Genomic DNA, 20,419 nt, shown 5'->3' with positions numbered 1-20,419 from the left:
GATGAACGCCCGTATTTTCCATTCGGTATGCCTGATCTCGACCTTCGCACTACTTTATAATGTACCGTTCAACTATGCGATAGGACTGCCCAAAATAGCATTGGCCAGTCTTATCGTTTTGTTGATCACGATGGCGCTGTACTATGCGTCCCGCTTCAAGAATATGGTCAGTGTCAGCACATTGATCGCCAACATTGTCGGGTTATCGCTGTTTTTGGTCAACTATTTTCTCAATTCGGGCCTGCGCGGGCCTACCGACCTGTTCTTCCTGCTCTTTCTGCTGCTCAGCATCGCTATCAGCCCTGCGGACCAGTATAAAGTGTGGATACCGATCAACGTCACGGTCCTGATCATCCTCAATCTCATCGAATTCTATTACCCTCACCTGGTTCCGGATACGTACACGACCCGCTCCAACCGCTTTGTCGACCACATGTCGGCGTACGCGGTGGTTGCAGCCATTACCTATTTCTGCATCCATTACATCAGGGGAAGTTATGAAAACGAAAAACTATCCACCCTCGAAAAATCGAAGGCGATAGAATTGCAAAACACTCAGATTGTTAAACAGAATGAAGAACTCGAAAAGCTGAATGCAGAGAAAAACAAGCTGATGTCCATCGTCGCGCACGACCTGCGTTCGCCGCTGGCAAGCATTCAGAATTTCCTCGAATTGCTTACGCAGCACGAACTGGAAGAAGAACAAAAGCTCGACATCGAAAACGAACTCCTCAATTCGACCAAAAACACACTGGCAATGCTCTCCAAGCTGCTCGACTGGTCGAAATCACAGCTGCACGGGGTTTCAGCACACATGGAATACCTGAATGTGCAATCGCTTTTCGAACCGACGCTCAACCTGGAACGCAATATTGCGGCCCGGAAAAACATCACCCTCGACTACTATTTTGACCCATCCGCCAGTATTTACGCCGATAGCGACATGATGCAGCTGATCCTACGGAATATCGTGGGAAATGCCATCAAATTCACCGGCGTGGACGGCCATATTATGGTGAAGGCCGAAGCACAGGGCAACAATTGCCTTATTTCCGTGCAAGACGACGGCATTGGGATGTCCTGGGAAAAACAGCAGTCGGTCTTTTCACTCAATGTCGAGTCGACCTTCGGTACCAACAACGAGAAAGGGGTTGGCCTGGGCCTGATGCTCTGCATGGAGTTCATCAAAGCCCAGAAAGGAAAAATCTGGCTGGAAAGCATGCCGGGAGCTGGAACTTGTTTCTACATCTCGGTACCAATGTTCGACAAAAACAAGGCACGCCAGCCTAATTTGCTATGATCACCCGCAGCCGGGCACATCAGCAAGGTCGTAGTAAATCTGTAAACCGCGTTCGCGGCCGATCCTGATATCTTCATCAGCGCCTTTTGATTCCCCTTTTAATCTTAGGATTGCGTCGCACTTGTGCAAAAGGCGCCCGGCTACCGGGTACAAAATCTCTTCGTAAGGCGCATCGCCCGGCACTTTGGAGCCTGCCAGTTTGAGCAGGGGAAGCGCTACCCATTCCCCGATCACCGGCAGATGCCCGGCACGAAATAGCTGCAACGTCACTGATTCCAGGTAATCGAGGTTTTTACGCATTAAAACAGGATCGTCATTCGTCCCCGACCGGTACGGTCCGGCAACCAGGATCATTAATCCACTCATGGCTGATTTGATTTAAGTGAAATGATTTTATTAAAACTGATCATATATGCTACTTTTGGCGAGCATTAATGCCATTCAAAGCTAATAGATTGATCAATATTAATCAAAATTGATTAATATTGATCAAAAGTAAACATTTACTATGAACTTTCAAGAACGGAAGAAAAAAATTCTCACCGCACTGGACGATGTGGAGAGCCTCACCGTGTTTGAGCTGGCCGAAATACTGGAAGCTTCGCCGGCGACGATCCGGCGTGACCTGGGCGACATCGCGGAGGAAGGATTGCTCATACGTACGCACGGAGGCGCCATGAAAATGGAGAACCCGGTACTGACCGGGTTTTCGGAGAAATCGGGCGTGAATAATCCTGTCAAAGAGCAGATCGCCGAAAAGGCGGCCTCTTTCGTGCAGGATGGCGACATTATCTTTCTCGATTGCGGCAGCACCGTATTTCAAATGTGCCGGTTCTTGAAAAAGAAAAGCATTCGGGTGATTACCAACTCGCTGCCCATTTTAGCAGAACTGATCGATGTGCCCTCAATTCAGATCAACCTCATCGGCGGGGAACTGAACAAGGCGCGAAAAGCCGTTCACGGCGACAAGGCGGTGCAGCATATTAACGGCTACCACGCACACAAGGCGTTCATCGGTGTGGATGGCCTATCCACAGAAAACGGCCTTACCGCGCACAGCGAACACGAATCGACCATTACCACCGCATTTATCCGCAATGCGGGCCAGGTAATGCTGCTTTGCGATGCATCCAAAATCGGCAAAGACAGCTATGTAAAATTCGCGGAGCTTTCGGCCATTCATACCCTCATTACCAATGCCGACGCTGCCAAAACCACTGCATTGCAGCAAAGCGGGCTGCACGTGGAAATCGCCGGGTAATAAGCAAAAAAGCCCTGCGCTTATTAACGCAGGGCTGGCAATAGTCCGGTTCAGGTTTTAGTAACCTTCGTTCTGGTACATTTTCTCCGGGTTCAGTTTGGTTTCGTCAAACGGGATCGGATAGTAACGGTCCTTCTTTCCAAAATTGCTGAGTTTCGCAATACCGAAATCCTCCTGTTTTTTGCTTTTGAAATAAGTCACCAGCTCGTCGGTCGTGAAGAAGCGCAGCAGGTCGAACCAGCGATGGTTTTCGAATGCCAGCTCCGCACGACGCTCGTGCAGGATAGCGAGTTTCAGGGTTGGGTATTTCGCGGCGTAATCTGCATTGGCTTTGGAAGCCGCGTATTTCGGCAGGCCCGCACGCTCACGCACCTGGTCCAGGAAACCAATAGCAGTCGGCTCGTCGCCCAATTGCATATTCACCTCGGCGAGCATCAGGATCACGTCGGCGTAGCGGATCAGTATCCAGTCGTTGCCGCCGTAGCCGTTGGTAGTCGCCGCTGAGCTGGCGTCGCGGTATTTGGTGATAAAATAATCCTTCACGATCGGGTCGTTGGCAAATTTGATCGAAAAGTCTTTTCTCACATCGCCTTCCTCGTAATCCTGCACAAGATCTGGCGTAACATTACCGCCCGAGCCCGACGACGCGAACAGTGAATTGATCGTTTCGCCTTTCGCCTGGTTGTTACGAGCGATCGAAGACGAGAAGTTGATATCGCCTTGCTTGTTCACTACCTGGAAAATAATCTCCGCATTGGTCGATTTCTTAGCCACATCGAACACATCAACATAAGGAACTTCCTTCAATTCGCCGAATGAGCGCAGGTTGTACGACGCCATCAGGTATTTTTTAGCCTCGTTCAGGTTAGCCGTGCGGTTGGCAGCATCCAGCGTAGTCGCCATGGTGAGGTACACCTGCCCCAGCAATGCATTGGCGGCAGCTTTGGTCACCTTACCTTTCGTGTTGGCAGTCTGTTTGTCCGGCAAAGTCGAAGCTACGGCGTCTTTCAGGTCCTGTGCAATCTGGTTGTACACGACATCCTGCTTCTCGCGGAACGTCGCGGCAGTTACCTCATCAGTACTGAGCAATTCTTTGGTAACCAAAGGCACATCGCCCCATTTGCGCACGAGGTGGAAGTAAGTCAATGCACGGATAAACTTCGCCTCGGCCTTATACTGCTCTTTCAGGTTGGCATCCGTAAAAGTCACGCGCTCGATACCCGCCAGCACCTGGTTGCAGCGCGTTACCATCTGGAAGAGCGTCAGCCAGTGGTTTTTCAGGTAAGTATTGCTGGGCAACAGCGAAAAATCGTTGAACTGGAACGGCTCGCCCGCATTCGACTGGTTGTCGTTGCGGCCGGTATTATCGGAACGTTCCTCGCTGAACAACCCGCTGTTTTCGCCGATCCCATTACCATCGCGAAGCGAATTGTAGATCCCATTTATGGCCAGAGCCACGTCGTCGGGCGTCCTGTAAAAGGTAGGCGCCGACACCGCATTCGGATTTTCCTGATCGAGGAAATCGTTGGAACATCCCGCCAGGGCCACCAGTCCGAATGCTGAAAACAATGTATTGAAAATGTATTTACGCTTGATCATCTCTTCTGCTGCTTAAAATGTAATACGGGCACCGATGTTGTAGGCACGCACGAGCGGGTATTTCCCGTAATCGACACCCGGCGTCAGGTTAGCCCCGTTGTTGTAATCCACCTCCGGGTTGTAGCCCAGGTATTTGGTCAAAGTGAAAGCATTGTCCACACCTACATACACACGCAATGCGCTGATGGCATTGTTGGTCAGGCTGCCGATGCTGTTCATGTTGTAACCCAATGTGAGGTTGGTACATCTCAGGAATGAGCCGTCCTGCAAGTAGAAGGTCGACAAACGCGTGCTGTTGCTTTGCGTCCCTCCGCGTGAGGCGCGGTATACGTGCCCGTCGCCCGGCTGCGATTCCGAACGGTAGCGGTTAGCCACTTTGGCGTACTGGTTACCCGATCCTTCCATGTTGTAGAGATAGTAATCCTGGCCGTCGAGTACCTTGTTGCCATAAGTTCCATTGAATGACGAGCTGAAATCGAAGCTCTTATAGCTGGCCGTAATCGCGAAACCGTAAGTAAATTTCGCATGCGGCGAGCCTATTACGCGCTTGTCGGCATCGTTTACCACACCGTCATTGTTCACATCCTCAAAATACAGGTCGCCCGGACGAAGCGGGTTGGTCGAGGCCGTCGAACGCGCAGGTCCTTTGAGCTGATAACCCGCAGGGAACGATTGCGTCGAAGAATTATACACCGCATTGTCGGCGGCAATATTCTCCATATCCTTCTCGCGTACCATTCCCTTCACCTTAAAGCCATAAAACATCCCGATCGGCTGCCCTTCCTGCGTGATGTGCGTCAGGTAAGAACGCTCGGCACCGTTGGTAATGATCGTGCTGGCGCCGCCCATATCGAGTACCTTGTTGCGGTTCACAGAAATGTTACCGGCTATGTTCAGGTCAAAATCCTTGGTGGAAATCACGCGGGCGTCCACTTGCAGGTCGATACCCTTGTTCTGTACTTTCGAATTGCGAAGGTTGGTCAGGATGGTCGATGCACCGGAAATGGCCGACAACGGCTGATTAAACAACAGATTGAACGAGCGGCTGATGTAGTAATTCGCCATGATCGACAACCGGTCGTTAAACAAGCCCAGGTCCGCACCGAAGTTGTACTGCGAAGTCGATTCCCAGCCCAGGTTCAGGTCCTTGATGCCCGTTGCCCACATAGCGGTATTGACGGAACCGTTTCCATACACCACGCCGCCGGGAGCGGCCATGGTTTGCAGGAAGTTGTAGTTACCGATATTGTTGTTGCCGCTCAATCCCCAGCTTGCGCGCAGTTTAAGTGTAGAAGTATTGCCTAATGCATTTTTGTAGAAATCCTCGTTGGAAATGTTCCAGCCGGCAGACACCGACGGGAAGTTACCCCAGCGGTTGTTCGGGCCGAAACGCGACGAGCCATCGGTACGGAAAGTGGCAGTCAGATAATACTTCCCGTCGTAGTTGTATGCCGCGCGTGCCAGGTAGGAAAGCAGCGTCCAGTTTACCTTGCCGGTTTGATCCGCTCCGGTATTCAACGCAAAAAGGGTTGCGTCCGCTCCTTTTCCGGTAATTTCCTCGATACGGTCATTGGAAAATCCGCGGGCCGTTACTGAAACGATGTCACGGTTATTTTCCTGCGCCGTGTAACCCACCAAACCATCAATACTGTGCTTGCCGAGTTGTTTTTTGTAGTTCAAAGTAAACTCCGCGAGCTTGTCCATTTGCGTCGTCATCTGCGATACCGCATTCGCGGCGGCGATCGCCTGTGGTGATCCCGGAGGGTTGGCACCGCTACTCAGGCTGGTAGGAGAATAGAATTCGTACTTCTCATTGTAGGTCTGCAAACCGAGGTTAACCTTGAAATTCAGATCAGGGATAATCTCGTAAGTGGCAAAACCGCTGAATGTACCACGCTGGCCGCGACGATTAATATGCGTTTCGGTCGCCAATGCCACCGGGTTTTCGATAGACTGGTAGCCGTATGCCGAGCTCAGTGAAGCGGCCTCGTTTTTCGCCAGGCTTCCGTCCTCATTGTATGCCTTGAAAATCGGCATGTAAATCAACGCGCCAAGGATAGGCCCCTTGTCGAAACGGCCCTCCTGCACTTCGCGATTGGTATTGTAGGTGAATGCGAGGTTAGCGCCTACTTTCAGTTTCTTGGTCACATCTGCATCCAGGTTCGTCCGGAAATTGGTCCGGTGCTGGCCTGTGCTCAGGATAATCCCCTGCTGGTTGAGCTGCCCGCCGCTGATCGCGTACCGCAAGCCGTTCTTTCCACCGGAAAACGAGATATTATGACGGTGTACGGGCGCATTGCGGTAAAGTTCGTTTTGCCAATCGGTATTGTATTTTGGAGTGATCAGCTTCTGGTTCGCGAAGTCGTACAAATCGGTCGGAATGCTTACAGAACCCGCATTACCCACGTTTTTGATACGGGTTGCATTGTCGTCCGAATACATGCCGTCGTTCCAGGTCTTGCCCGCATTCACCATCAGGTCTCGGTAGCTCGCGTTGCGGCCATCGATCATCAGCTGGCCAAATTCAGAGGCATTCAAAAGATCGACCTTCTTGCTGAGCTGGTTCACGCCAAACTGGTATTCATATTCCAGCCGGCCTTTGCCTTCCTTACCTCTCTTGGTCGTGATGAGCACCACCCCACCCGCGGCACGTGAGCCGTAAATGGCCGCCGACGCCGCATCTTTGAGGATGTCAATCGATTCGATATCATTCGGGTTAATGAAAACGTCGTTACCGGCCGGGTAGCCATCGATCACATACAATGGATCCGAACTCGCGTTCACCGAACCCACGCCACGCACGCGGATCTTCGTGCCCACATAAGGCGCACCGCTCACCTGCGAGATCTGCACACCAGCCACTTTACCGACCAATGCCTGGCCGACAGTGGGTGAGCTGAGGTTCAATTCTTTTGCCTTTACACTCGAAATAGCACCGGTGAGGTCGCTCTTACGCATGGTCGAATAACCTACCGCTACAAACTCGTTCAGCATCATCGCATTCTCTTTCAAAGTAACGGCCAGCGGTGCATTGCCCGATACCACTACTTCCTGCGCGATGAAGCCCACAAATGAGAACACCAACGTCGCGCCGGAACCTGCTTCAAGCGAGAACGTACCCGCTGCATCAGTTACAGTACCTTTGTTGGTGCCTTTTTCCAACACCGTTACACCCAGCAACGGCTGACCGGTCTCGTCTACCACCTTCCCCGTCACGGTCAATGCGCGGGTCGGCCTCTCCAACATCATCCGGCCTTTACCGGAAGCCACTGCATGCCTGCCCGGACTGAAAACCAGGATACCTGTCATTACCAACGGAACAATTGGCAGTATCAGTTTCTTCATAATAGTTTTAAAAAATTTAACAAAAACAAGAAAACACGTTGCGATTCACCTTAAATCCCTTCTACTCCGTGCTCAAAAATCGAGCGCAAAAGTATTTTTGGACTATTAAGTGAATCGAACGTGTTTATTATGAAAATGTAAAATTTTCAAGAACCAGAAGTAGCCATCTACCAGGTCACGCGTAGCTCATGCACATTGCTTTTTCGGGATGAGGTCACCGCGATGCCTTTCGAAGAATTACCAGTGAATGTAAAACCTTCCAGTTCATCTGCTTTGTCGATATCCACCGAGTTAAGCACTACCTGCTCCCCTTTTTCAAGCGATTTTTTCAGATCTACAAATGTGAAACGCCAACGCCGGCCTTCAATCTGGTTTTGAATTAATACTAAAACTCCTTTTTCGGGCACCCAATGCAAGTTTTGAACCCAGGGTCCGCAGGTAAATTTCGTCACCAATACGCCCGGCGCGCTCGTCTTATCTACCTTTTGCAAAACAGCCGGGTCGTAGAGCCGCACTTCGTTACGTTTGTCGCCGTAATCGGCTGTCGCTACCAGCCATTTGCCATTGTACTCCACATACTCCGGCCTCGTCCCCTGAATGCAGGCATCATCCTCGATCGTGCGAACCAGGTTGCCATCCAGGGTGCCAGTTTTCAGCAAGCCCTTCCAATCGACCTCGTAAATCACAGCGCGCCACAATGTTCCCTCGGCATTCAGCCGGATGCTATTGCCCATGAACACCGGCAACTTGCCATGCTTCGCAATGCCGGTCGGGTGATTGATTACATCCATACCATCGACGGTCAGCCGGATTTCCCTTCCTGTGTAATGCATGGAATTGCCCTTCCGGCTAAACTCCCGCACCATTCCCACCTCACGGTCTCCATACAAATACACTTTTCCATCCAGGTAAGCCGCGCCCTGGCATGCACCAAGCGAATCGATGGTTTGCGAGGAAACAAGCGATACTTCCGGTTTTCCCGGGATAATGAATGCAGGAATGGCTACCGCACTTGCGGCAATGGCCGCCAAGGCCAGGAGTTTCAATCGTTTCATTTGGATATGGGTATTAAAAAATACGGGTGCGGAGCAAAACCCCACACCCGCTTCGAAAATTCGGGTTCTTACCAAAGTGGCTGTTTCAATTTCACGAAATAGATCGTGTTACGATCGACAGCACCGGTGGCCGGAAGCAGTTTTTGTGCATATACACCACCGGCTCCTACTACCCCAAAGTCGTCATCGTTGGAGATAGCGATGGTGGTGGAATTGATAATCGCAATACCTTCGGCTTTATCGTGAGGATAGAGCGTTGGAATGTCGGTCATCAGATCCGCCACGAGTGTCTTGGTCACGGGCTTGATACCATTAGCAGCCAGGTTAGCGGCAGTTTTCAACTGTTCTACGGTAAGTCCACCGTACAACTTGCCGTTCGCACCATTGGCCGGATCCGAAATATCGGTAGCATTACCCAGGTCGATTTTGTACACCTTTTTGATCACCGTTGCGCGGTTGGCATTGGTAGCATATTCGCCGTCACGTTCGAGCACAAGGAAAGTGGTATTGTCAATGGCCACGATTTCGCTATTCGCCTGTAAATTGGCACGGTCGATGAGGTATACATACTCCTTGCTGAGGCCGGTTGTAATGTCAAAACTAAGGATACGCGTCACCAGCGAGCCCGACACATCCGAAGCCGACGGATTGTAAAGCGGGAATTGCATGATACCAACGAGCGTTTTGCCGTCGGGCGTAATCGTCAGCCCTTCCATTCCACGGTTCGGGCGCCTTTTGGCAAAAACCAGCGGAATTCTGCGGCCGCCTGTGCCATTACCGAACGGATTGATCCGCTCGATGGTCTTGCCGTTCGCATCGAAATGGACGATATGCGGGCCATATTCGTCGCTCACCCAAAACGTGCCGTCTTTCGCGAGCGCCAGGCCTTCCGAATCGAGGCCGTCGATGCTGTTAGGCAGCGTATTGTTGTTCACGTCCAGGGCCAGTTCTCCGGTATAACCAAATCCGGGAGGGTTAGGGAGGCCATTCAGCTTTGCTCCGCTTTCGTTTTTCAACTCGATCGTCTTTTCCAAAACCAGCTGATCACCGATCAGTCTGAATTTACCGATTTGCGGTGCAAATCCCGGATCGGCGAACACTTTTGAATCGGTAATTGTACCATCGATGTTGGAACCACGATCAGTGAGCAGGTAAAACGCCATATGGTCATTCGGGTCCTGCACCACAGCCGACCCGAAACCGCCGTTGTATACTTTTACATTACCGACCTGGGTAACGACGGTCGGGTTTTGCGCTTCGGCCTTGTCCGGATAAGTTTCATTGGGAAGACCGTGATCTGTGCAGCCATTCAATATCGCGACGGCCGCGGCTGTCGAAATAAAGGAAAGTAAAAAGGGTTTCATCTGTGTCCAGGTTAGTTTGCGTAAAACTACACCGACCGATTTTACCCAAAAGTTAATTCCCCGTGCTTCAAATCAACATATTGTTAAGGCCTATTTCCTTGATTTGCCCCTGAAACTAGGCGGTTGAACGTAGAATTCGACCGTGGCGGCCAAGCCGGAAGTGCGCACAGGAACGGCATCCTGCACCATTTTATTGGAAATGTTCTTGCGGTAACCGCCAAACACCTCCACACCGGCAAAATTCCCGAACCTGCGGTTGTAAGAAATGCCCATATCGACGTCAATCCTGCGGCAAACATCAGGTGTTCCTTCGGCCACACGGTTAAGGTAATACGTCCGCGTAACGGCCTCGGCTTTGAAATAAAGGCGGTCGTTTGGCGAAAGGTTATGCCGCCAGGCCATTTTCTTAGGCAGCATAATTTCGATGCCTTCTTTTTCTGAGAGGTTGTAGTTAAAGATAAAAACAGGCAGGAAGGTCAATTTATAACTTTTGTTAAAAATGATCCCCGCACCGATTTCCTTGTTCGGCGACGTTCTTTTCAGATAGGAAGCAGAAACAGTGTAGTTCAGCGGAATCTCCTTAGCGGAAAGCATCGCGAAATTACCCGTCTTGTTAATATGTGAGGTGAGTAAAAGCCAGGACGTGCTATCGAGTCTGACAAACGAGTTCACATCCAATGCGAACGTGCGAAGGTTCCACCCCTCGAATTTTTTGGCCGGATTCTCGCCACTGCTTTTAAATTCAAGCTGTTCGGCCCGGTAGTTGGGGCCTACGACAACCGCAAAATTCTTTTTATTGAGCACCGGTAACCACGCCCGGACATACATTTCCTCGTTTGTAAAAGTCTTCGTACCTCCGTTTGCGAATCGATAAACCTTCCCCGGCGCGTGGGTCGTGCGGAAGGTGATCCATTTGGACGGAGCCATACCCGGCAAACCAGGCTTCTGGGCACAGCAAACCATGCTTATGCCCCACAAGGATAAGAAAAATGCAAATGCCTCCGGCTTCCGAAACTGCATACTTCGCCTGTAAATGGTTGTAATAGTTCTAAGTTGCACTAAATTATTCGCTATGAGCCAATAACGCAGCATTATATAGATTAAGTTCCGCGCCAAAATCGGTGCGGGAACGCATTACATATATACGTATGGGCAATATGAATTAATAAACGTCCCGGACGTCCATTCAGATATACCGACCCATTTTTTTATCTGACCAATTGCCTCATCATAACTCATCAAAAACAAAGTAGCCGAAAACGGAGCTCTAAAAGGCATTGTTTGAAAACTATAAGCATTGATTTGAAAGTATTAACCCCGATAGGAAACTGCCTGCTAATTTTGTGATCGTATTAAACCCCTTTTTCTGACATGATACAAGCAAAAGCATACGCAGCCCAAACACCCGAGACCGATCTCACGCCATGGGAATTTGAAAGAAGGGATGTCGGCCCGCACGACGTTCAGATCGAAATCCACTATTGCGGTGTCTGCCATTCCGATCTTCATCAGATCAAGGACGAATGGTTTCCGGGCGTTTTCCCGATGGTCCCCGGACATGAAATTGTTGGAAAAGTCACGCAGGTAGGCGCGCACGTGAAGAAATTCAAAGCAGGCGATCTGGCCGGTGTAGGCTGTATGGTCGATTCGTGCCAGGTTTGTGAAAACTGCAAGGACGGCCTGGAACAATACTGCCTCGATGGTAACACTCAAACCTACAACAATCTCGACCGCAGCGGTGTACCTACCTATGGTGGTTATTCCAACACCATTGTCGTGCGGGAGGAATTCGTGCTCTCTGTTTCCGACAAACTGTCTTTGGCAGCCACCGCTCCGCTGCTGTGTGCAGGTATTACCACATACTCGCCGCTTCGCCACTGGAAAGTCGGTAAAGGTCATAAGCTGGCGGTGCTCGGCCTTGGCGGGCTCGGCCATATGGGTGTAAAATTTGGTGTAGCATTCGGTGCCGAAGTGACCGTGCTCAGTACTTCCGCTTCCAAGGAGCAGGCGGCTAAGGATCTTGGTGCGCATCATTTCGTGGTGACCTCCGATCCCGAGCAGGTGAATGCCGTAAAAGGCAGTTTCGATTTTATCCTCGACACCGTTTCTGCCGTGCACGATATGGATCTTTACTTATCGCTACTACGCACAAACGGAACGCTCATCAATGTAGGTGTGCCCACCGAGCCTTATTCCGTTCAGCCGTTTTCGCTGCTGACGGGCCGCCGGAGCATGGCAGGTTCCGGCATCGGAGGCATTGCCGAGACACAGGAAATGCTTGATTTCTGCGCAGAGCACGACATCGTGTCCGACATCGAGCTGATCGACATTAAAGACATCACCGCTTCCTACGCTCGCATGCTCAAAGGCGACGTGCGGTACCGGTTCGTGATTGATATGGCTACTTTGTAGGCTTGTTTACCCCGGTACTGCAAATAGTGCTGGGGTAGATATTTTTGACGGACATCAATCCATATTGAATTCCCTTTAATCCAGATTCAGGGAAGTGGAAGATAATAGTGGAATAGAATGATGCGATTGCAGTTACCGAGCTATCTGCCCTGCTAACCGTCTTCCTTCTCCTGGTTCTGGTTGAGGACATTTTCACTCAAAAAAATCCAGAAGTTCCTCAGCCTGACCTTTTCGGTGATGCTTCCCAAATTGTAATTGTCTTGCCATTTCTGAGGTTGGTGAACGTCACTTCATCCTTAAAAAAGATCGAGATGTATTTAATTACCGAAAATAATCCCCAACTTCCGGTGCCTATCATAATGGCCCACGAGATGTAGTTCGCCAGTTCCATAAGGTGTCGTTTGATTGAAAGTACCTTTGTTTCAAGCGAATATATAATACGCCTCGCCCCATTCAAAGCAAATAAAATACCGTTTATCCTGCGGGAACCTAAGCAGCACTGTATGAACAAAAGTGCCGCCCGGAAAATGTCCGAACGGCACACTACTTCACTGGTTAAGCCGTAGCTCTACTCTCCCAGAAAATCAACTGCTTCCTGCACGAATCGGTCGGCATACTGGCAGAATGCCGCGTGGCCCGCATCGGGATACACGACCAGATTTGCGTTGGGAATGCTCTGCGAGGCATTGATGGCATTGATCACCGGAACGGGCACATCATTTTTCCCCTGCACAAACAAAACCGGTTGTTGAATCGCTTTCAGTTCATTCAACGCATTGGGGGATGGCTTCGCCCAGGCTAATACCGCTGACAGCTGTGCGCCACCTGCCTGCTGGCTCAAAGGCTGGTCACGATCGGTTTTGCGTTGCTGAATGCGCTGGTAGGATGCATTTCCTGCTTTCAGGCTCGCTTCCGACTTGGTAAAACCGAACGTCAGGAAAGTTTCTTCCGGCGTAAGACCCGCAGTCGATGCGATGATATTCGGCAGATTGGCAAGTCCCTCGCTTCCTTTCGGCCCTGTGCCCGTCAGAATGGCCTTATGGACTAACGCCGGTTCGGTGAGCAGGATTTGCTGGGTGATAAAGCCACCCATCGAGAAACCCATCAGGTCTACTTTCGTGAAACCCATTGCCTTCATAAACACAACGGCATCAGTCGCCATTTCTGCAATGGTGGCAGGTACCTGGCCCGTGGAACTACCCACGCCCCGGTTATCAAACAAAATCACTTTATGCTTCTGCGCTAGCCCATTGGTAATAGCAGGATCCCAGTCGTCCATCGAGCTGCCGAGCGATGCCAGCAGCACCAACGGGACACCGGCCTGATTTCCGAGCATGCGATAGGCATACTTCACACCTCCTGCTTCGATAAATTGTGTTTTAGCCGTCTGATGATAGTCCACTGCTACCGGCGTGGGTTCGTTGCCGGAGGCTTCATCATTGTTGCAAGAAACCAGCCCGAATGCGAGCAAGGCGGAAAAGAATACAGATTTTAAGGAAACACCCGTGTTGATTTTCATCATTTTAATTGTTTGGTATGTGAATGATTGACGGGTCAAAAGTAGATTCACATACCAGCACGGGAAATCAAGATAAGATTCAAATCGACGAAACAGCGCTTGAAATGGACAATGCAGCGGCTTAAATGCCCAAAGCAGAGAAGCTCGCTCGGGCTTTCCTTTCAGCGGGAGATGTAAGGCCCGTGAATAGACTTGACTTTCAGCTGCTCATCGCGGTCGTCCAGCACAAAAACCCTGTAACTATCTCCCCCATTAGCCACCCGCACGACCACGTGGCCGCTGTCGCTTTTCAAACGGTTCAACATTTCACCGATGACCAGCTTGTTGGCTTCCAGCATATCGGTGGCAAACACGTCGCGCTCACCCTGGTAAATGCGCTGTGAATAAATCCGGTCGAGCACGTCGTGCCCGGGGTGATCCGACGACCACACGGGGATTACCAGCACGCGCGGACGCAATGCGCTCAGCAGGAAATCATTTTGCGAATCCCGGTTGCCGTGGTGGTCCAGAATATGAACGTCCACGGGCCCAACGGCCTTCGCCACCGGCGTTTCTACATCATGCCAGGCTGGAACTCCCGGTTGCAAAACGCCGGGCGTATCACCACCCGTGAAGTAATCAAACTTCCCATAACTGATTTTCGTGGCAATGCTGCACATATTCTCACTCGGGTATTGCTCAGGTTTCAGATCTTTCAATTCGGGAAAATGCTTGCGGGTGGTCGTGCCCACACCGGTCCAGATTTCACCATTAGCCGAAATATTCCGCACTTCGAACAGACCTTTGTATTTCTGCTGATCATGAAGTAAAACGATCTGATCGTTCCTGCCCGGAACGCTCACCTCTACACGCAGCCCTTTATTCTTCACCTGCCAGTCCAGGAACGTCCGGTAGTTTCGTACCATCGTGTCCGCGGATAGTCGCGGGTAGGAATAATCCGGCCAGCCGCGGTCGATAATCTTTTTTATCGGCACAAACTCGGCCACCTCGGTAATGCCCGCCAATGCATACTTCCCCTGCTCCGACCGTTTGGAAGTGCTCGTCGGCGTGCCCATGTGGTCATCATGGAAATGCGTTATCAGCGCATAATCCACTACCGGGGCCTTGGAAACCTTGCGGATGTAGCGCGCTATCCATTCGCCGGGCTGGCGTTCGGCGGTGGGCTTTGCCTTCGTATTGCGCGGGCTTTGCGTGCGCGCCTCGGTAGGATCGAGCGCACCGGCATCCACCAAAAGCGTCGTCCCGTCCGGCAGGATCATGAACGTCGCGTTGCCCATACCGGTATTGATATGGTGAATGTCCATTTCGCCCTCATGCCAGGCAGGTAGTGCCTGACCAACGGTTTGCCCGAAAGCAACCGGGGCATTGAAGCCCAGCCAAAGAATGGCCAGGCCTGATTTTACGATAGTGGTGTACCTCATTTAGCTTACTGAAAAAGGGTTTATGCTTGTACCTCCAAAGCATGCAATTTATCAAACTCCCGGATGGTTTTCCTGATTTGCTTCCTGTGCACGCCGCTGTATTGAATTTGCAGCGCAGTGGCTTTTTCGGGTTCTAGGTTTTTCAATTTCCAGTACTTCGGGTGAGTCAGCCCGATGGGCGGCCTGAACTCTTCTTCCTTCGGATCTTTAATCAAAACATCGACCTGGATACTTACTTTCGAGAGGTCGTCGGCTAGTACGCCCTCCACTTTTACTTTCACGGCTCTTCCGGTTTCTAAAACAAATATTTTTTCGTGCGTCATCTCACATCCAAACTTAATTCGGCGCCAAAGGTAAGGAGCCGAATCAAGATAGAGGATGCTTTAACAAAATCTTAATTTTCATTGGACGTCCCACCAGTTCTTCACTGCCTGAGTATCACCGCCTATCCGCTTGGCAGCACTTTCACTATTTTGTGCATTGCTGGCACGCGTGTTACTAGGGTATTTCAACCGTTTGGGCACATCGGTCACGTCCGGATCGAGGCTGCCCGACGCCGGGGGGATAAACAACGCGCTGCCATCCGGCTTCTTCGGATCGAGCCGCAGACGTTCCAGCCACGATTGCAGCCCCTGCATGTACATCGCAATCCATTTCTGCGTTCCGATCACGTTTTTCCAGGTACCCGCTTTGTAAGGCACGACTTTCAGATAAGCTTCCACCGCTTTCGCGTCGGTAATGCCCCATTGCGCCATCGACGCCTTTACAGCATCATTATATAGCGTTTCGGGCGTCTCGCTCCCGACATTCATTCCGCGCGCCGCAGCTTCTGCTTTAATGAATGCCACTTCCGCAAAAGTGATCATGTAGCCCTTAGCCGAACCGCTGTAAGCAATAACACCCGGCTTCGAAAGACCGATCATCGTCGGCGTATTGGCCTCTGTACCGTACACTTTGCCGATGTATTTGCCATTCGTATCATCAGGACGCGCAAAAACCGGCAACCGCGGGTCATTGACCGATTGGAGGTAATCAACCAGCGTGGAAGTGACGGCAAACTCCACTAATGGGCGCTCCACGTCATTGTAAGGAAAGCGGTTCGTCGTAGTAGCCACATTGTAAGGAAAATACACATCCTGGGCTGTGCCGGTCAGCGTATTCTTGGCAGCATCCTCAATCACCGCCTTCGCTTCCGCGGGTGCGACATCGGCCATGCGCATGGCGATACGCATACGCAATGCATTCGCGATCCTGATCCATTGCTGCACGTCGCCCTTGGCGATAATGTCTCCCCGTATTACACCGGAAGAGGTACCCGAAAGTACATCAATCTGCGTTTTCAGCGAATTGAGCAGCACCGTATACACATCCTTGCCCTGGTCGAACACCGGCTGCGGAATGTTCTCGCCCTGCAATGCCTGCGTGTAAGGAATATCGATATAAACATCAGTCAGCACGTGAAAAATCCAGGCTTTCAGGATCTCGGCCACGGCGAGGGTATGCGCGCTTTTTTCGGCAGGGTGGCGGTCATAATAATTACTGATCTCTTTCAGATCCATCAATGGGCCTGCGTAAAGTCCCGCCCACAGGCCGTCATTGGTAAACAGGAAACGTCCGTCGGAAGTCTTGTCGGTGCCCATCCAGTACTGCGAAAGCTCCATGCCGATCCGTCCGTTGAAATAGGAATCGTACATCAGGTCGCTGGCGCGTTTTTGGGCATTGGAAAGCAGGAATTCCGGCTGCGTTTCGCTAGACCGCGCCGGGTCGGTATTCAACGATTCGAAGTTGTCGCATCCCGTGAAGCCCAGCAGCATGGCGAGCAGTAATAATATCTTGTTCTTCATATCAATCGATTTAAAACCGGGTCAGAAAGTAACATTCAGGTTCACACCATAGCTGCGGACGGCCGGCAATGCACCACCTTCAAAGCCGATCTGGTTGCTGATGGAATTGGTAATATTGGCCGGGTCAACGTTCGGCGCATTGCTTTTGATCAGCCAGAGGTTTCGTCCGGTGAGCGTCACGCGCAATGCCTGCATGCGGATCTTCTGTGCCCAGCTGTCGGGCAGGTACCAGCCCAGCCGCACCTCACGCAGGTAAATGTAGCTGCCGTCGTAGAGGTTGGCCCTGCTGATCCGGTTACCACCGTCGGCATTGAAATGCGTCCTGGCGGGCACCACAATGTCGTTAGGAGAACCATCCGCCTTCACGCCCGGGTTGACCACCCCGTTTTCGCGGATACCGTTTTCAGCAGTCTCTTTCAGCATACCCGATTTGTTTCCGTACAAATTGGTGTAGGAAAAGAAATCACCACCTTTTTGAAAATCCACCAACGCCGAAAGATAAAAATTCTTGTAGCTCAGCATATTCGATAAGCCGCCGATGAAATCCGGGTTGGCATCCCCGATGATTACCGGGGTTGGCGTCACATTGTAAGTTCCGTTGTCGGCCACCGTTTTGTTGCCTTTGGAATCATACACATAATCCGTTCCCAGCATGGTACCGAGCGACATTCCTTTCTGCGCTACCATCGATACCTTGTTCGTACGGCGCTCGGTACCGATAATGAATCGCTCGATGCCCGCAATATTGTCGCCGGTGCTGTTCAGGTCAAGAACAATGTTTTTGTTTTTGGAAAAATTAAGCCCTACCCGCCAGCTGAAATTGGTAGTCTGCACAGGTTTAGCCGATAAGGTGAGCTCGATTCCTTTATTCTGAACAGTTCCTCCATTCACGACTTTGGTGGTAAACCCGCTTTCGGAAGGTATCTGCACGTTCCATATCTGGTTTTTGGTCTTGCGGTTGTAGTAGGTAAAATTCGCTCCGAGGCGGTCATTGAAGAATTTAAAATCCACACCGGCTTCGGTTTCCGATGACAATTCCGGTTTCAGGCGGCTATTGAAAAGCTTATCGGAAGTGCTTTGCAAGGGATATGTATCAAATGGCGCCACGTAGTCGTAGTACCTCGAGACCGAATACGGATCGGCATCGTTACCCACGCGTGCATACGAGAGGCGCGCCTTCCCGAGCGTGAGCCATTTCAAATCGGTGATCAGGTCGGAGAAAATGAACGAGCCCGATATCGATGGATAGAAATAGGAATAGTTGCCGGTCTGTTTCAAAGTCGAAGCCCAGTCGTTACGGCCCGTGGCAGTCAGGAACAGGTATTTGTTATAACCCAATGTCACTGAGCCGAAAACCGAGTTAATCTGCTTGTTCCCGTAAGAATTGGAAACCGTCGCAGGCGTCACCGAGTTTTGCAGCACGTACACCATCGGATTCTGCAACCCGCCATTCGTATTGCCGGCATCGATGCTCGATTTAATCCTTAATATATTTCCCCCGGCCACTGCTTCCAGTGTAAACTTGGAGTCGGCAAAGCTCTTGTTGACATTCAGCGTTCCCTGGTAATTGTTTTCATTGTTAATCACCGCCCGTTTGGCATAAGAACCTACAAAAAAGCCTTTCGCGCTTCTGACTTCGTCGAGGTGGTTGAGGTAGTCCGAGAAAACACGGACGTCGGCCGACAGCCAGTCCGTAAGCTTGTAGGTAAGGCCCGCGTTGCCGAAATACCGGTTATTCTGGTCGGTATTGTAGTTTTCGTACTGATTCCAGTAAGGATTTTGTGTAAATGCAGGTTTCTGGATATTCCAGGCCGTGCGGTTCCACGATTGCTCGGTACCGTCGGCATATTTGTAGTTGCGCAGGTAAGCATCATCGATCTGCCGCTGCCCGAACATCACATAAAACAGCATCGGGTTATTGCCAAAGAAACCCGTTCCGGGCCGGCCTTTGGAATGGTCATTCACATAGTTGATCCCACCGCTGAATGTGAACTTCTCGTTGAATTTATAAACCGTATTCAGGCTGATAAAAAAGCGGTTCAGGTTACTGCCCGGGTAAATAAAGTTCTGCTTGGTCTGCCCGGCAGAAAAACGGATCGAACCATTATCGCCACTGCTGGCTACCGAGAGGTTGTTCGAGAATGTGACGCCGGTTTTGAAAAAATCCTTTGCATTATCAGGATGCGGGCTCCAAGGAGCGGTTTTACCGAAATTCGGATTGTTGCGATCCTGATCCCACGACCAGTAATGCCGCACCAATTGCCCCTCCATCTTCGGCCCCCACGATTCGTCGGTACCGTAGTCCGGAATGAGGTCATAGCGGCCTTTCCCGTCGCCATCATCGTAAGTACCGCCGCCGGGCAGGAAACCGGACGGGTTCTGATTGATATACAACTTCGTAAAACTCGAACTTCCGCCGCCGCCGTAAAGGTTCTGGAATTTAGGTAAAAGCGAGACCTGGTCCGCCTGGATATTCAGGTCATAATTCAAAGAAAGCTTGCCGGAGCCCTTGCCTGTTTTGGTGGTGATATAAATGACCCCATTCTGCCCCCGACTGCCGTAAAGGGCCGTAGCGGCGGCACCTTTCAATACCGAAATATTCTCGACGTCGTTGGGGTTGATAAGCTGCGCAGGGTTACCATAATCATAACCGCCGCCGCCTGTCCCCTGCCCGCCCGTAACGCCATAAGAGTTCAGGTTCATATTGGCCATCGGCACCCCGTCGACAATAAATAGTGCATTATTATTACCGGAAATGGATTTCAAACCCCGGATCGTTACCCGCGACGAGCCGCCCATCGAGCCGCTGTTACCGCCGATCTGCACCCCGGCCAGCTTTCCCTGTAAGGAGTTGATGTAGTTTACTTCCCTGGCCTCCTGAATGCCCCCGCCGTCGATTTGCTGCACGGCATACCCGACATTCCGCGTGCTGCGCTGCACCCCAAGCGCAGTTACCACCACTTCCCCGAGGCTTTTCACGTCCGCTTTCAACTTGACAGTCACCTCAGTCATTCCAACGGGTACGTTAACGTCCTGGGTCACATGTCCGATCGACGACACGGTAAGCACATGGCTGCCGGCAGACAGCGCAATGCTGAAATTCCCTTCCGCGTCGGTGTTGGTACCGTTGTTGGTGCCCTTAACAAGCACGCTCACGCCCGGTATACCGGCATTGGATTCATCCGTAACCTTTCCTTTCACACGCCTTTCCTGCCCGGCTGCTTCATATGCACAAAACAGCACGGCCAGTAAGACCGATAAACAACTTCGTATTGATTGCGCCATATTTGTAAAATTTA

14 protein-coding genes are annotated in these 20,419 nt (G+C 51.1%); 3 read left to right on the top strand and 11 right to left on the bottom strand.

Annotated features, from left to right (window positions below; genetic code table 11):
* Position 1 precedes the first annotated feature (1 nt).
* The gene (locus CLV60_RS10085; protein ID WP_229210904.1) at positions 2-1,300 is read left to right on the top strand and encodes a sensor histidine kinase; all 1,299 of its coding nucleotides are present in this window, start codon (positions 2-4) and stop codon (positions 1,298-1,300) included.
* Here CLV60_RS10085 and CLV60_RS10080 read toward each other — a convergent pair whose 3' ends face one another.
* Positions 1,301-1,666 carry a DUF4406 domain-containing protein gene (locus CLV60_RS10080; protein WP_106595247.1) on the bottom strand — a complete coding sequence of 122 codons (366 nt, stop codon included), beginning with the start codon at positions 1,664-1,666 and terminating at the stop codon, positions 1,301-1,303.
* Between the two features lie 142 nt (positions 1,667-1,808).
* On the opposite strand from CLV60_RS10080, the gene CLV60_RS10075 reads away from it, so the two are divergent.
* Positions 1,809-2,561: a DeoR/GlpR family DNA-binding transcription regulator gene (locus CLV60_RS10075; RefSeq protein ID WP_106595246.1), complete on the top strand. Its 753-nt coding sequence runs from the start codon at positions 1,809-1,811 to the stop codon at positions 2,559-2,561.
* A 57-nt stretch (positions 2,562-2,618) separates the two neighbouring features.
* On the opposite strand, the gene CLV60_RS10070 is transcribed toward CLV60_RS10075, so the two are convergent.
* The 5 genes from CLV60_RS10070 to CLV60_RS10050 form a co-directional block, all read right to left on the bottom strand.
* Positions 2,619-4,160 (bottom strand): RagB/SusD family nutrient uptake outer membrane protein, encoded by a 1,542-nt coding sequence (locus tag CLV60_RS10070; protein WP_106595245.1) that lies wholly within the window; start codon positions 4,158-4,160, stop codon positions 2,619-2,621.
* Positions 4,161-4,172: 12 nt separating this feature from the next.
* On the bottom strand, positions 4,173-7,505 hold the full coding sequence (locus CLV60_RS10065) for a SusC/RagA family TonB-linked outer membrane protein (RefSeq protein WP_106595244.1): 3,333 nt from the start codon (positions 7,503-7,505) through the stop codon (positions 4,173-4,175).
* A gap of 167 nt (positions 7,506-7,672) precedes the next feature.
* On the bottom strand, positions 7,673-8,560 hold the full coding sequence (locus CLV60_RS10060; RefSeq protein WP_211302229.1) for a hypothetical protein: 888 nt from the start codon (positions 8,558-8,560) through the stop codon (positions 7,673-7,675).
* A gap of 68 nt (positions 8,561-8,628) precedes the next feature.
* The gene (locus CLV60_RS10055; RefSeq protein WP_106595243.1) at positions 8,629-9,924 is read right to left on the bottom strand and encodes an esterase-like activity of phytase family protein; all 1,296 of its coding nucleotides are present in this window, start codon (positions 9,922-9,924) and stop codon (positions 8,629-8,631) included.
* Between the two features lie 90 nt (positions 9,925-10,014).
* A complete protein-coding gene (locus CLV60_RS10050) occupies positions 10,015-10,944 on the bottom strand; it encodes a DUF6268 family outer membrane beta-barrel protein (protein ID WP_229210903.1) in 930 nt (309 codons plus the stop codon).
* 351 nt (positions 10,945-11,295) lie between these two features.
* On the opposite strand from CLV60_RS10050, the gene CLV60_RS10045 reads away from it, so the two are divergent.
* Positions 11,296-12,336: an NAD(P)-dependent alcohol dehydrogenase gene (locus CLV60_RS10045; protein ID WP_106595242.1), complete on the top strand. Its 1,041-nt coding sequence runs from the start codon at positions 11,296-11,298 to the stop codon at positions 12,334-12,336.
* A 568-nt stretch (positions 12,337-12,904) separates the two neighbouring features.
* Here CLV60_RS10045 and CLV60_RS10040 read toward each other — a convergent pair.
* The 5 genes from CLV60_RS10040 to CLV60_RS10020 form a co-directional block, all read right to left on the bottom strand.
* Positions 12,905-13,858 (bottom strand): alpha/beta fold hydrolase, encoded by a 954-nt coding sequence (locus tag CLV60_RS10040; RefSeq protein WP_229210902.1) that lies wholly within the window; start codon positions 13,856-13,858, stop codon positions 12,905-12,907.
* 158 nt (positions 13,859-14,016) lie between these two features.
* Positions 14,017-15,276: a ComEC/Rec2 family competence protein gene (locus tag CLV60_RS10035; protein ID WP_106595240.1), complete on the bottom strand. Its 1,260-nt coding sequence runs from the start codon at positions 15,274-15,276 to the stop codon at positions 14,017-14,019.
* Between the two features lie 20 nt (positions 15,277-15,296).
* Positions 15,297-15,557: a hypothetical protein gene (locus CLV60_RS10030; RefSeq protein ID WP_229210901.1), complete on the bottom strand. Its 261-nt coding sequence runs from the start codon at positions 15,555-15,557 to the stop codon at positions 15,297-15,299.
* A gap of 120 nt (positions 15,558-15,677) precedes the next feature.
* Positions 15,678-17,120 (bottom strand): SusD/RagB family nutrient-binding outer membrane lipoprotein, encoded by a 1,443-nt coding sequence (locus tag CLV60_RS10025; RefSeq protein ID WP_106595238.1) that lies wholly within the window; start codon positions 17,118-17,120, stop codon positions 15,678-15,680.
* Between the two features lie 21 nt (positions 17,121-17,141).
* A complete protein-coding gene (locus tag CLV60_RS10020) occupies positions 17,142-20,405 on the bottom strand; it encodes a SusC/RagA family TonB-linked outer membrane protein (protein ID WP_106595237.1) in 3,264 nt (1,087 codons plus the stop codon).
* Positions 20,406-20,419: the final 14 nt, after the last annotated feature.

Source organism: Dyadobacter jiangsuensis, from assembly GCF_003014695.1.
Taxonomy (GTDB): domain Bacteria; phylum Bacteroidota; class Bacteroidia; order Cytophagales; family Spirosomataceae; genus Dyadobacter; species Dyadobacter jiangsuensis.
This window is presented reverse-complemented; position numbering and strand designations above follow the sequence as displayed.

Coding starts and splice junctions, on each gene's coding strand:
- CLV60_RS10085 (WP_229210904.1), top strand. CDS start 2: ATGAACGCCCGTATTTTCCATTCGGTATGCCTGATCTCGACCTTCGCA.
- CLV60_RS10080 (WP_106595247.1), bottom strand. CDS start 1,666: ATGAGTGGATTAATGATCCTGGTTGCCGGACCGTACCGGTCGGGGACG.
- CLV60_RS10075 (WP_106595246.1), top strand. CDS start 1,809: ATGAACTTTCAAGAACGGAAGAAAAAAATTCTCACCGCACTGGACGAT.
- CLV60_RS10070 (WP_106595245.1), bottom strand. CDS start 4,160: ATGATCAAGCGTAAATACATTTTCAATACATTGTTTTCAGCATTCGGA.
- CLV60_RS10065 (WP_106595244.1), bottom strand. CDS start 7,505: ATGAAGAAACTGATACTGCCAATTGTTCCGTTGGTAATGACAGGTATC.
- CLV60_RS10060 (WP_211302229.1), bottom strand. CDS start 8,560: ATGAAACGATTGAAACTCCTGGCCTTGGCGGCCATTGCCGCAAGTGCG.
- CLV60_RS10055 (WP_106595243.1), bottom strand. CDS start 9,924: ATGAAACCCTTTTTACTTTCCTTTATTTCGACAGCCGCGGCCGTCGCG.
- CLV60_RS10050 (WP_229210903.1), bottom strand. CDS start 10,944: ATGCAGTTTCGGAAGCCGGAGGCATTTGCATTTTTCTTATCCTTGTGG.
- CLV60_RS10045 (WP_106595242.1), top strand. CDS start 11,296: ATGATACAAGCAAAAGCATACGCAGCCCAAACACCCGAGACCGATCTC.
- CLV60_RS10040 (WP_229210902.1), bottom strand. CDS start 13,858: ATGATGAAAATCAACACGGGTGTTTCCTTAAAATCTGTATTCTTTTCC.
- CLV60_RS10035 (WP_106595240.1), bottom strand. CDS start 15,276: ATGAGGTACACCACTATCGTAAAATCAGGCCTGGCCATTCTTTGGCTG.
- CLV60_RS10025 (WP_106595238.1), bottom strand. CDS start 17,120: ATGAAGAACAAGATATTATTACTGCTCGCCATGCTGCTGGGCTTCACG.
- CLV60_RS10020 (WP_106595237.1), bottom strand. CDS start 20,405: ATGGCGCAATCAATACGAAGTTGTTTATCGGTCTTACTGGCCGTGCTG.